Origin of the sequence: Myxococcus sp. AB025B (assembly GCF_006518215.1) — a bacterium.
Taxonomy (GTDB): Bacteria; Myxococcota; Myxococcia; order Myxococcales; family Myxococcaceae; genus Myxococcus; species Myxococcus fulvus.
In genome coordinates, this window is sequence record NZ_SRLW01000325.1 from 1 (window position 1) to 11,216 (window position 11,216).

Here is an 11,216-nt window from a genome sequence, read left to right on the forward strand (position 1 = left end):
GGGTCGGCAAGCTGGACTTCGGCGCCGAGGTGCCCCAGGTGCCGAAGCTGTACGTGCCCAGCAAGGCGGACATCCTCCCGCCGGCGGGGGAGGGCGGGGGCCAGGTCTCCGTCTCCGTGGTCAACCACTTCGGCCAGGACGGCTCGGTGACGTCGGAGGTGCAGTCCTCCGGCGGGCGGGCCGACGCCGAGCGCATGGCCCGCGGGCTGAGCGTGGCCATCCGCAAGGCCCTCCTCGAGGAGATGCAGCCCGGTGGCTCCATCTACAACTTCACGGCGCGGAGGAGGTAGAGCAGGGGACTCCAGGATGTGCGAAGGCGCTCACCCGTAGGTGCGCGCCGCATGTCGTGCAGCCTTCTCGTTTTGCTGCCGCGTGAGCTTCCGCCACAATTCTTGAAGTGATACAGCGGGCTCGACTGGCGCGTATCCCGAGGAAAAGAGGTGGAACTGCGACTCAAGTTGCGCAGCGAGCGGTTCCTCTAGGATTCGCCACTCCTGTTGGGCTCGGCGGAACCCGTCCCGCTTCGCTTCCGCATCAAGGATCGACATAGCATTTCGTGTCGGTTCATTCGATAGCGACGACAACTCCTTCTCGATCTCGGCAATCGTGTACGTGGCGCAATCTGGTGAGATGCGTGTTTCCCATTTCCCGACGCCACTTCGCCGGAGTTGGTGGAGACTGGGAGCGGATTTGGTTGGTCCATCGGTGACATGAAAGCTGTAGAGCACTGCCATCTCGACGAAGTCGAACAGCCAAGTGTCCACGAAGACATCGTGCCGCCTTGTGTGCTCGACTCGACGAAGGGCGAGAGACCGCTCATCACTGCGCGCCTTCAGCATGCGCCAGAACAGCCAGCCGATGATTGCGGCACTGATTCCCCATTCAATCCCCATCGGTCAGCCTCGTCGTTCGTGTTGCCCCAGAAGGTGAGACTCGGCCAAGCTTCCGGCACGCTGTCGTTCTTGGTCAACCCGTGACGGCCACCATCGGCCCGGGAGACGCATCCATGCTGGCCGTGCTGCGCTTGAGGGAGTGGGTGCTGGGGTTGTTCCGGGTAGGGTTCGGTACTCCTCCTGCCATGCCCCCTGCTCCGGTGGAGCTCGTGCCGGGGGCAGCCCTGGGAGAGACGGAGCCTGCACTTCCGCTCACGCGGGAGGAGAACGCAGCGCTCACCCCTGCGAAGAAGCCGCGGCGACGGCAGAAGAAGAAGTGGAACGAGGTGAGCGCGTGGAACGCGCGGCTGCGCTCGCCCCTGGTGGACGAGTGAAGCACGCGCCTCAACCGACATATCGAGCGGGCACCTTAGAATCGAGGATGTGCTCGTGACATGGCCAGACGCTGCCTACATCGAGAAGCTCGTCAGCTACCTCCGCAGTCTCGCCGCGTCGAGCCCAGGGGACATCGAGGTCGCGTGTCATCTCCGATTGGCTGAGGAGCTTGCGCAGCTGAGTCGTGAGCCTGGCTGCAATGGTGGCGCGCTACGAAGTCTTGTTCAGCGGATGGAGGAAACCCGAAGCGCAGGTGCCTCCTGGGGCTCAGGAATGCAGGAGGTGTATGTCGCCGCGAGGGCGTTGGCGAGAAGGGCGACTTGACTGGGCAGGGAGCGTCCGCTGCAGGCCAGTCATCCGTCGGGAAGGACGGCTACGGTGCAGGTCCAGGCTCGAAGTCGAACTCAACGTCCGCTCGCGCCTTCCTGGCTGGGCACCGCCCTGCGGTTTCTCCCTCGGTCTCCATCGCGAGGTGACCAGCGACTCGGGTGGCATCGTTCACCCGCAGCTCCACTGTCCCTGTTACCTCGAGGCGCACGTCGCTGGAGTGGAAGGAGCCGCCATAGCAGTGAGTAGTGGCCCATGCTGCTCGCACGGCTGGACTGTGTCCTGGGCGAGGCGTGAAGGTGGACCCGTACTGGATCCAACCGGCTCTCACGTCGGCTAGGCCATCAATCACAAGGGTAGTGGGGCCTGTTCCCAGAAACGCCGTGTCGACGTACAGGATGAAGCAGAGCAGCGAGTCGTCGGTTCGCTCATTGGGCGTGCCGTCATCGTCGGTTCCGCAGACATGGATGCTGCTAATCGTCGAAGGGGTGTGCTCTGCCGGTGAGGTGACGCCGCCCTTCTGGACATCGCTGAAATGGCGCCATTCACCGTCGTACCACCCATCAATCGAGCCCAGTGCTCCGAAGGGGGCGTTGTCTGCGCCGCAGCCCGTGAGTGATAGCAGGACGAGAGGGTAGAGCAGGGCGATGCGGGAGCAGGGCGCGCGGGGCGACGGCACGGAGTGCTGGTTCATGGGGCTGGGCGGCTGCATACCACGTGCCTAGTGCTGCTCGTCAGGCCAGCCCAGCGTCTGCCGGCAGTAGAGGCACCTGCTCGGGACGGGGAGGTCCCGCCAGGTGCCCGTACTTCTTCGCGAACCAGGCCACCCCGGCAGGCGTCACCAGCGTCTGGGGACGGGTGTGCGGCTCGTCCTTCCCGGGCTTCGGCCGGCGCAGCACGCGCACCTGGTACACGAGACGGCCGTCCCGGATGAAGGACGCGTAGGGCACCCAGGGGCTCTCCTCGTCCCGCTTGAAGCACACGCCGTCCCGCTCTAGCCACCGGAAGAAGTCGCGAATCGGCAGCCGCAGGTGCCGGGCCGTGTCCATGAGGCTCATCAACTGGGTGGTGGAGAGGAAGTCGTCGGCCAGCTTCACCGCAGGCGCCTGGGTCTCGAGCTGGTGCTGCTGCTCGACGAGCTGCGCGGCCTGGCGCTCGTTCGCCTCGGCCAGGTCGGCCGCGAGCCGGAGGAGGGCGGACTTCGTGACCGGGACCTCTGGTGTCCCGGACATGAGGGGTGGGGCGTACTCCGGTGGGAGGTCAGCGCGAAGGGTCCGAAACGGATACCCTGGAATCCTCTATGGCGAGGAGCGGCCACCTGTCGGGGGTCACGGGCGGGAGGTCCATGTCGACGAAGGTGATGGTCTTCACCGTGGTCCGGTAGATGCTCGCCACATCGGCGCCTGGCTTCCCGGCGAGCTCCTCTGCGAGGTCGAGCATGCCCTCCGCTACCGCGAGCGCCTCGGTGTCGGCGGTGTGGTGGACACCGTAGGCCCATGCTGCCGAGACCGCACCCTCCCGAGTCGTTCCGGAGAAGGAGGGGCCGGCTTCGTTCGCCGCGAGTCGGACGTTGAACCGCATGGGCGCATGAGCTTTCTCTTCGACGACGACGATTCCGGCCTCAACGAAGCTGGCCACTTGGTCGGCTGGGAGCACCTTGAAGCGGAGCGAGATGTTCATGGTCATCTCGACCGGGACGGAGTCGCTTGGGTCCGCAGGCTCCCCTGTGGTGTCGTTCTGGCCGGACTCGGGGGCAATTCGCTTCTCCTCGCGGTCGCAAAACGCTTCCCAGCCGGCCACCATCGTCGAACTGCCGAGCGCACGCAGCAATCCACTGAACGCCAGCTTGTCGAGAGCTCTCCGCTGGGCGGCACGCTCCTGGGTATCCGGTGTGAACGTGAGGGATGAGGCGATGCGAACGGCCTCGGTGAATTCGATTCCGGTGAAGAACTCGGCGGCGAGGCTCTCGCGTGCGATGGCACGAAGCTGATTGAGAAGGATGGTTTCGTTCGCCATGAAGTTGATGTGCGCTGGCGACACCCAGTTTGCGGAGACCGTGTGCCCCATCGAATGGGCGGTATGGGCGTGCGTCGCCAGCCGCCGTTCAGGGGTGATGGTGCGGCCAGCCTTGATGGTCCCGTTGCTGAAGTGGACGACGTAGATGTATCCGCCGGAAAGTTCGTTCACGCGTCTGCGGGACATGGGACCTCCTGTAAAGGCACTTCCCTCCGGCGTCCGCACACGCCGGAGGAAAGCGGCGCCGCGAGGCCACGGCCAGCGGCGTTTTGAAGTGGACGGCATGTGCGGTGCCGAGAGCTCATTCTCAACGTAGCCAGGGACCGCGTCCGTGCCGGGTGGGAACCTTCGAGTGTGCACGACAGAGGATGGGGCAGGTGAGCAGCCCCCGTGTCAGGCCAAGAACAGAGGGACTCTCCGGTGGCTGCTATTGCAGTGGCGGAGCCGCCTACGCTAGCTGTGCCTGTCATTTCGACGAGGCATACCGGGGGACTACTGCATGCGAGTGAAGATGCGTGGGATGTTGCTGGTGTTTGGCCTGCTCTCGGCTGGCTGTGGAGGCATGGCGGAAGAGTTGGAGGACCAAGCCGCCCTTGCAACGCATGAAGGCGCGCTCCGTCCTGCGTGCCAAGGTCAGGCCTACACGTGGACGTTCTACGACGGCCCGGACATGCGTCGGCGAGTCGGTGCCTGGACGTGTCGCTGCGGAGAGTCGTCGGCGTCTGTGTGGGGAACTGCAACCGCGTATGTCGAGGAGGAGTGGTACGTCTGTCGGTGAGGATGACACGGCCAGGTGATTCTCGGGGCCAGCCTTCACGGCTCCGAGCCGCCATACTCACGTCCGCAAGCTGAGGGCTGGGGGCGCGGCTCACCACCAGCCGCCCGGTGCAGGTCGTTGAGGCTGTAGCGGCCGTGGTCGTCCTGCTGGACGACGACGTCGCCGATGACGAGCTGTTGGGACGGGCAGGACATGCGGACCTCGGGGAAAGGCACCCCCTCCCCGGAGCCGTGCACCCCGGGGAGGCGGCGGCGCCTCACGACGGGAGGGGGCGTCGTGGGCGTCTTGTGGTGTGGCCTGCACGGGGCCTGGGCACAGCGTCCGTGGGGCCGAGGACGCCGTCCGAAGGCGAGTGCGCGCGCGGTGGTGTCCGAGGTTGCCGCTCTCACGTGGATTGCGAGAAGCTGGCGGTGGCCCGGTCGTCCTCACGCTCGCACACCCTCTCGACAGGGGACTCACCATGAAGAGCTTGAAGCTGTGGCTGTTGGCCTGCACCGTCGCTCTCATCGCCGGGTGCGGTGGAGCGGCCGCTGAAGTGGTCGACGAGGGCGAGGCACTGCTCTACTCGTCGGAGACGTTGTCGACGTGTACCGCCACCTGCGCAACGGGGGCCGTGAGCTGTCCGGCGACGACGGTCAACTGCACCGCGACGAATGGAGTGGGAGTGACGTGCGATGGCACCACCATCGCGTGCCCGCCCCCTCCGACTTGTGACGAACTCTACTCGTGCAGCGACTACTCGGAGGGATACTGCGAGCCTGGGGAGCCGTGGCCCAAGTGCTGCACCGCCGCCGGCACGATTTCGAGCTGTCGGTGCCTGCGGTATGCGTGGTTCTGCTACGACTTGTAGGGCACGGCCTCGCAGTGTCAGTGCCCATGCCGGCCTGCGAACCCGTGAGGCCGGCACGTCTTGTGCTCACCCGCCAGTTCATGGACGACTGGAGCAGGCGGGTGGCGCTCGCGCAGCGCCTTGAGGCGGCGGAGAGAGAGTTGCAGCGGGCGATAGCAGGGATGGATGGCAGTCCGGCGGCGAGGACACACTACGTCAGGGCGAAGATGGCGCACGACCTGGCTACAGCAACTGCGCTCAGCGTGCTCGGGGTGAATGAAACATATTCTATCGAATCGGGGCTCGCGGGACGGACGTTCTCTGACACATGAAATGCCTGTGTTAACGGCGCAATTGGGTGGGTCCCCCTTGATCCCGCATGGACGTGCGGGTAATTCTGCTCTGGGGGGGGAAGGATTCCAATGGATCAGCCATTTTCTGAACGAGAGAAGCTAGCGCTAACGGACCGACGGAGAATGGACCCGTGCGCATGTTGTTTCCTCTGCGGACTTTCCAACCTGGAGTTGTTGAGGAAACGTGAGGGAGAGTGCACTACTTTTGTGGTGGTTTCCCTAGGCAAAAACAGAGAGGGGGAGTGTCTTCCTGGCTTTCCGCTCTGTTGGGATTGCAAGAAGACGGTTCCCTCGGAAGCGGCTTCTGAGTCAGCTCTCCAGGGCTACCTCAAGTTCTTGTCGGAGGCCATGGAACTAAGCCCTGTCACGTGAGCGCTCTCGTCGGATTGCGTCAGCAATCCGTCCGAAGATGGGGGGATGGAGCACTTCCCCTTCGTGCCGGACTACGGCGTACAGCAGCAGGCACAGCCCCGCATCCTGAAGGCCCAGTTCGGTGACGGGTACGCCCAGCGCGCGGAGGACGGCCTTCGTGCCAGCCTCCAGCGCTGGGTGCTCCAGTTCAACACGCGGAGGAAGGTGGAGGCGGACGCCATCGAGGCGTTCCTCGTTGCCCACCGCGGCGCGCTGCCCTTCGAGTTCGTCGCGCCCACGAGTGCGTGGGCTGTCACAGCGTTCCGCTTCGGCATCGGGGACGGAGCGCGCACTCAGTTCCTGCTCGAGCGACCGCTCGCCTCCGTGGACCCCGTGGAACTCGTGCCGGCGACGGGGTGGGGCGCGCCTCCCGTCCTCTTTCGCGACGGAGTGCCGCTCGTCGCGGGGACGGGCTACGTGCTCTCGTCCTCGGGGCTTGTCACCTTCGCCGCTGCCCCAGCGGCGGGCGCGGTGCTCACCTTCTCCGGCACGGGAGAGCGCGTGCTCCGCGTCGTCTGCGAGAGCTGGTCCACCAGCATCAAGGGCTTCAACGCACACGACGTCAGCGCGGAGTTCCATGAGGTGGCGGGGTAGGGGCAGCCCGCGTGGAATACCTCTCAGGTGGTATTCTAGGCCCCGGGTGGGTGCTGGTTGCCTCTCTTACCTGGCGCTCCTCATGAGAGGGTCCGCGCCGGCCTGCGAGAGCAGTGCTCAACCTTTGGGGGAAGTCCATGGCTGTCCAGTACGACCCGAACGTCATCCAGGCGCATGCAGAGGCGCTCTACGCTCAGGCGAAGGGAATTGTCGTCCGAGGCGGCCTCGCTGGCTTCGCTATAGGGGCTCTTGTTGGATACGCCGTCGGCGGGCAAAATGCGGGGCCCACGCTGGCCGTCGTTAGCGGGGTTCTCTTGGCCATCATCGGCGTGGCCATGGCGAGAAGCCGCGCCTTCGCGCTCCAACTCCAGGCGCAGTCGGCGCTGTGCAGCGTGGCCATCGAGGCGAACACCCGTCGATCTGCCGACGCGGCGATGGCTGCTTCTCGCCCTGCTGGGAGCGCGCAGCTCTCCCAGGCGGGGTGAGCGGACGCCGTCCCCGTCCAGGTCGAAGAGAGGGGGCATGCACCACCATGCCCCTGTTGTGGAAGCGCTCCTGCTCGTTGACGCCCCGCCCTCGAGTCCGAACCCCAGGAGTACCCGGTGAGCATCGCCGAGGACATCCAGAAGCTGGCGCTTGGCGCCCTGGTGGAGCTCTTCATCCTGGACGCGAGCGGCATCCTTGGAGGCGGCATCAGCCACTTCCACGCGGGCACCAATGGCCTGGGTGGGCCCGTGGTGTGGCAGGGCGCCTCGTACCAGCCCTGGCCCGTGCAGGCCCGCGGCTTCGAGAAGTCGGGCACCGGGCGCCTGCCCAGGCCCACTCTCACCATGGCCAACCTGCACGGCACCCTGGGGGCCCTGGCGCGCGACACCAACGACCTGCTCGGCGCGCGCGTCATCCGCAAGCGCACCTTCGCGCGCTACCTGGACGCAGTGAACTTCCCTGGCGGCGTCAACCCCACCGCGAGCCCGTCCGAGGGCTTCCCCGATGACGAGTTCGTTGTGGACGCGAAGACGACCGAGAACAAGCACCTCATCGAGTTCACCCTCGCGGCGCGGTGCGACCTCGAGGGCGTCCGGATTCCCCTCCGCGTCATCACCCAGATGTGCGGGTGGCAGTACCGGGGCGAAGGGTGCGGCTACGCGGGCCCACCCGTGGCGAAGGCGGACGACACGCCGACGTCGGACCCGGCCCAGGACAGGTGCGGGAAGCGCCTCGCGAGCTGCAAGGCTCGGTTCGGTGCGATTGCGGTTCTGCCGTATGGCGGATTCCCAGGTATAGGGTTGTTGAGGTGAACGAAAATGTGGGCCCTGTGATCCGAGAAGGGGGGCGCTCTCCATTGGCTTGCTTTTGGGTGGCTCGAGCGGGTTAAAGCCTAAACTTCTGAGTCCCACTTGGAGTTTCCTGTGCCATCAGTGTGGATTCCGGGGAGGGTCTTAGCGAGCACGCTTGCGAAGGTTGAATTCTTAGTGCCTCCCAGAAGTCTAGCGATCTTATCTAGAAGCTCTTTCCGGTCCCGGAGCCCGAGCTTGGTGGCGGCCCTGGCTAGGAGCCCCTTGTTGCTATAGAGCGCCAGGACTCCTTGGAGATCCCGGTCTTGAATGTGTTTGTCGATTCGAGTTCTGAAGTCCGTAAAGAGTTCTGCCGGCTTAATATCTGACAGTTCTGAAGCGAAGCTTGACTGCAGTGTTGTGAGGTTCTTGGCGCTTATGGTCACGCGCTTTAGTTTGCGATCGATCCGGCGAATGGTGTGTAGTGCGCAAGTGGATTCAATGTCCGACGACGCCGAGGTCATGATGTCTTCTGTTAGGGTGGTGAGTCGACCGGGTATGTTTCCACAGTGAAGCGCTTCGGCTAGGGCAGTGAATACATCTGGGAGTAGGAGGATGTTCTCCAATTCAGCAACAGGTAGTACGTGGACGCCAAGGTTGCGCAAATGCTCGATCTCGGATTCGGTGCGGTCATCTGCATCGACCACTCCATGCGCAGGTCCTTGCCTATGTAGTGTTGGGTTGTTTCGACAGGTGCGAACGGAGTTGATTACGTTGTCGCACGCTCCGACAGGTATAATGCTGAATTCGGCATAGCAATTTCGGTATATTGTCAGGTCTAAGCTTTCCTTTGTCCCTTCAACGAAAAGAATGGGCTTTCGGCTGCCAATGATTTCCGCGACGACCTGTTGTGGGAGAGAAGTTTCGTCGGGCAGTTCCTCGATGTCCCAATGGCCTTGGATTGTGTCGCGGGAATTGATTTCTGGATTATGCGATCGCAGGAAGTATTTGGAGCGCGCAGGCTGTTCGGTGGCGAAGTCTAGGTCATGCGTAATGTAGACGAACGCGCAGTCCGGACGCGTACTTTCAAGGGTCGCCCAGAGCCTCCCTAGGATTGCTTTGTGTATGTGGTTTTCTGGTTCGTCGATAATGATGATTGAGTCCTGACGAGCAAGTAGGCATTGGCCGATGTAGTAGAATATGGCGCGCTCCCCATCGCTCATCTGGGAGGCGAAGTAGGTGTCGTTTTGTTGTGATGATGGTGTGGGTGCGGCGGATTGCTTCGGTCGCATCCCCGTGTACGCGGAGGAGGGGGTTACACGTAGAGTTGTTTCTTGTATTATGAAGCGGCGATGAGGGAGTAGTGATTCCCAGATTTGTTGAAGTTGGTGGAGTTTTGGTGTTGGGGCTGGCGTGGCAGGGTTGATTTTTATGGTCTGAATATATTGGACGGCAACTCGGGCTTGCTCCGCGAAGAGTGTTTGCAGGAGAGCCTCAAAGTCACTTAGGGGATGTACGGCGGGGTTGTTCCCCCAGCGCGCGTTGATCTTTGAGTGATAACTTTCCGAAGTCTTGTGTGTGTTGCCGGTAAGTAGACGGTGTTCTGCCGTGTTTAGGTCCGTGATTTGAATCGTATCGATAAAAGCCAGGGACTTCTGGGCGGCGATTCGATGCGTGGCTACGGAACTGGGTTTGGTCGATGACTCGAGGTACACGCCAAGTCTCGTCTTGCCGGAGCCGTTGGCTCCGATGATTATTGTTGAGCGACCGGCTTCGAGTTCGAGGGTCACGGAATCTAGGTCGTTTAGCTTCTTGACAGTGCAGGTGGCTAGAGGTGGCATGGGGTGAATTTGTCAGACCAGGGGAAACTCTGACAAGGCCGCAGCGGCTTTAATTCGTCGTTGTGCGCTCCTTGGGCATGAGTATGGAGAATGTCTTGCCGGTCGTTTCGGTTAGGATGATGTCCTCATAGAGGTGGATGAAGAGCGGCGGGCGCGATGTGGTCTTCTTGCGCGCCTAGGTGCCGCTGGATGCCGACCTCGCACATATTCGAAGTTCCTTTGCGTCTTGTCTCTGCTGCCCTGACTCAAGCAAGGGCTGAGTCTCCTCGCGAATCGTGCGGACTCGTCGTCCGCATCTCGGGCGATTTGGTGTACCGGCCCTGCCGCAACCTCGCCGAGGGGCACGCCCACTTCCACCTGGCACCAGAGGACTTCGCGCGGGCCGAGTCGGAGGGAGAAGTGGTGGCGGTGGTCCACTCGCACCCCAACGCGTCCCCGGAGCCGAGTGAAGCGGACCGCGTGATGTGCGAGCGCTGGGGGCTGCCCTGGCTCATCGTCAACGTGCCGGTGGGGCACTGGCAGGTGCTGGTGCCCAGCGGCTACCGCGCGCCCCTGGTGGGCCGGCCCTTCAGCCACGGCGTCCTGGACTGCTTCTCCCTCATCCGCGACCACTTCGCGGAGGTGGTGGGCATCGAGATCCCAGACTTCGAGCGGCCCGACGACTGGTGGCTGAAGGGCGGCAACCTCTACCTCGAGGAGTACGAGCGCGCGGGCTTCGCAGACGTCACCGGCCAGGCGCTGCGCGAGCACGACGTCCTCCTCATGCAGCTGCGCGCGCAGGTGCCCAACCACGCGGGCGTCTACCTGGGGGCGGACGTCGTCCTCCACCACCTCCAGAACTCTCTGTCCAAGAGGGAGACGTACAGCGGCTTCTGGGCACGGGTGACTCGGAAGGTTGTGCGGCACCGCAGCCTATGCTGACGACGGTGGTGCTTGGCGGTCCCCTGGGGGCGCGCTTCGGGCGCGAGTGGAAGCTGGCGCTGGGCGTGCCCTCGCCGGCGGAGGCCGTGCGTGCTCTGTGCGCGGTTTGCGAGGGCTTCGGCCGCTACCTCGCGGAGAACAGCGCGCCCGGCTACCACGTCCTCGTCGGCGAGCGGGACGTCGGCGCGCAGGAGTTGGGCGTCGCTACCGGGAAGCGCATCACCATCCTCCCGGCCCTGGCGGGCGCGAAGCAGGCTGGCGTCCTGCAGGTGGTGCTGGGGGCAGTCCTCATCGCTGGCGGCGCGGTGCTCTCCGTCTACGACTACGGCACGGCGGGCGGGCAGCTCATCGCCCTGGGCAGCAGCCTCATGGTGGGTGGCGCCGCGCAGCTCCTCTTCGGCCCGCCCCGGGCGACGGGGCCGCTGGAGAAGCCGGAGCACCAGCCCTCCTACGTCTTCAACGGCCCGGTGAACACGCTGGCCCAGGGCCACCCGGTGGCCCTCTGCTACGGGGAGATGGTGGTGGGCAGTTGCGTGGTGTCCGCCGGCATCATCACCGACTGGAGCGTGGGCGGCGGCTTCGGCGGGCCCGCGGGCGGCCAGAC

13 protein-coding genes are annotated in these 11,216 nt (G+C 64.2%); 8 read left to right on the forward strand and 5 right to left on the reverse strand.

What is annotated here, in order from left to right; all coding sequences use genetic code 11:
- Positions 1-290: hypothetical protein (locus FL311_RS44430; protein ID WP_194869502.1), on the forward strand; the 290-nt coding region annotated here is incomplete at its 5' end.
- Positions 291-320: 30 nt separating this feature from the next.
- On the opposite strand, the gene FL311_RS35980 is transcribed toward FL311_RS44430, so the two are convergent.
- Positions 321-893 (reverse strand): hypothetical protein, encoded by a 573-nt coding sequence (locus FL311_RS35980; protein ID WP_141332201.1) that lies wholly within the window; start codon positions 891-893, stop codon positions 321-323.
- A 113-nt stretch (positions 894-1,006) separates the two neighbouring features.
- Between FL311_RS35980 and FL311_RS35985 the strand changes: the two genes are divergently transcribed.
- Positions 1,007-1,267, forward strand: a complete 261-nt coding sequence (locus FL311_RS35985; protein ID WP_141332202.1) for a hypothetical protein — start codon at positions 1,007-1,009, stop codon at positions 1,265-1,267.
- Between the two features lie 1,062 nt (positions 1,268-2,329).
- Here the strand turns inward: FL311_RS35985 and FL311_RS35990 are convergent.
- The 3 genes from FL311_RS35990 to FL311_RS36000 all read right to left on the reverse strand — a co-directional run bounded on the left by FL311_RS35990 (position 2,330) and on the right by FL311_RS36000 (position 4,583).
- Positions 2,330-2,827, reverse strand: a complete 498-nt coding sequence (locus FL311_RS35990) for a phage antirepressor KilAC domain-containing protein (protein WP_141332203.1) — start codon at positions 2,825-2,827, stop codon at positions 2,330-2,332.
- A 28-nt stretch (positions 2,828-2,855) separates the two neighbouring features.
- Entirely contained in the window at positions 2,856-3,797 is a 942-nt protein-coding gene (locus FL311_RS35995) for a hypothetical protein (protein WP_141332204.1), read from the reverse strand.
- A 627-nt stretch (positions 3,798-4,424) separates the two neighbouring features.
- Positions 4,425-4,583, reverse strand: coding sequence for a KilA-N domain-containing protein (locus tag FL311_RS36000; RefSeq protein ID WP_141332205.1), 159 nt, complete (start codon positions 4,581-4,583; stop codon positions 4,425-4,427).
- 266 nt (positions 4,584-4,849) lie between these two features.
- Between FL311_RS36000 and FL311_RS36005 the strand changes: the two genes are divergently transcribed.
- The 4 genes from FL311_RS36005 (at position 4,850) to FL311_RS36020 (ending at position 7,874) form a co-directional block, all read left to right on the forward strand.
- On the forward strand, positions 4,850-5,239 hold the full coding sequence (locus FL311_RS36005) for a hypothetical protein (RefSeq protein WP_141332206.1): 390 nt from the start codon (positions 4,850-4,852) through the stop codon (positions 5,237-5,239).
- 749 nt (positions 5,240-5,988) lie between these two features.
- Entirely contained in the window at positions 5,989-6,576 is a 588-nt protein-coding gene (locus tag FL311_RS36010; protein ID WP_141332207.1) for a phage tail protein, read from the forward strand.
- A gap of 137 nt (positions 6,577-6,713) precedes the next feature.
- A complete protein-coding gene (locus FL311_RS36015) occupies positions 6,714-7,061 on the forward strand; it encodes a hypothetical protein (protein WP_141332208.1) in 348 nt (115 codons plus the stop codon).
- Between the two features lie 117 nt (positions 7,062-7,178).
- A complete protein-coding gene (locus tag FL311_RS36020) occupies positions 7,179-7,874 on the forward strand; it encodes a phage minor tail protein L (RefSeq protein WP_141332209.1) in 696 nt (231 codons plus the stop codon).
- A gap of 80 nt (positions 7,875-7,954) precedes the next feature.
- Here the strand turns inward: FL311_RS36020 and FL311_RS36025 are convergent, their stop codons facing one another.
- On the reverse strand, positions 7,955-9,640 hold the full coding sequence (locus FL311_RS36025; protein ID WP_194869503.1) for an AAA family ATPase: 1,686 nt from the start codon (positions 9,638-9,640) through the stop codon (positions 7,955-7,957).
- A 240-nt stretch (positions 9,641-9,880) separates the two neighbouring features.
- Here FL311_RS36025 and FL311_RS36030 point away from each other — a divergent pair, with 240 nt between their 5' ends.
- Both FL311_RS36030 and FL311_RS36035 read left to right on the forward strand, forming a co-directional pair.
- Positions 9,881-10,612 (forward strand): C40 family peptidase, encoded by a 732-nt coding sequence (locus tag FL311_RS36030; protein ID WP_141332211.1) that lies wholly within the window; start codon positions 9,881-9,883, stop codon positions 10,610-10,612.
- On the forward strand, positions 10,606-11,216 hold a 611-nt coding region (locus FL311_RS36035; RefSeq protein ID WP_141332212.1), incomplete at its 3' end, for a tail assembly protein. The genes FL311_RS36030 and FL311_RS36035, both read left to right, overlap by 7 nt.

What these genes read in the sequence shown, in the direction of transcription:
- FL311_RS35995 (WP_141332204.1), bottom strand. Translation starts at nt 3,797, where the DNA reads ATGTCCCGCAGACGCGTGAACGAACTTTCCGGCGGATACATCTACGTC.
- FL311_RS36005 (WP_141332206.1), top strand. Translation starts at nt 4,850, where the DNA reads ATGAAGAGCTTGAAGCTGTGGCTGTTGGCCTGCACCGTCGCTCTCATC.
- FL311_RS35980 (WP_141332201.1), bottom strand. Translation starts at nt 893, where the DNA reads ATGGGGATTGAATGGGGAATCAGTGCCGCAATCATCGGCTGGCTGTTC.
- FL311_RS35990 (WP_141332203.1), bottom strand. Translation starts at nt 2,827, where the DNA reads ATGTCCGGGACACCAGAGGTCCCGGTCACGAAGTCCGCCCTCCTCCGG.
- FL311_RS36010 (WP_141332207.1), top strand. Translation starts at nt 5,989, where the DNA reads ATGGAGCACTTCCCCTTCGTGCCGGACTACGGCGTACAGCAGCAGGCA.
- FL311_RS36000 (WP_141332205.1), bottom strand. Translation starts at nt 4,583, where the DNA reads ATGTCCTGCCCGTCCCAACAGCTCGTCATCGGCGACGTCGTCGTCCAG.
- FL311_RS36030 (WP_141332211.1), top strand. Translation starts at nt 9,881, where the DNA reads ATGCCGACCTCGCACATATTCGAAGTTCCTTTGCGTCTTGTCTCTGCT.
- FL311_RS35985 (WP_141332202.1), top strand. Translation starts at nt 1,007, where the DNA reads ATGCTGGCCGTGCTGCGCTTGAGGGAGTGGGTGCTGGGGTTGTTCCGG.
- FL311_RS36015 (WP_141332208.1), top strand. Translation starts at nt 6,714, where the DNA reads ATGGCTGTCCAGTACGACCCGAACGTCATCCAGGCGCATGCAGAGGCG.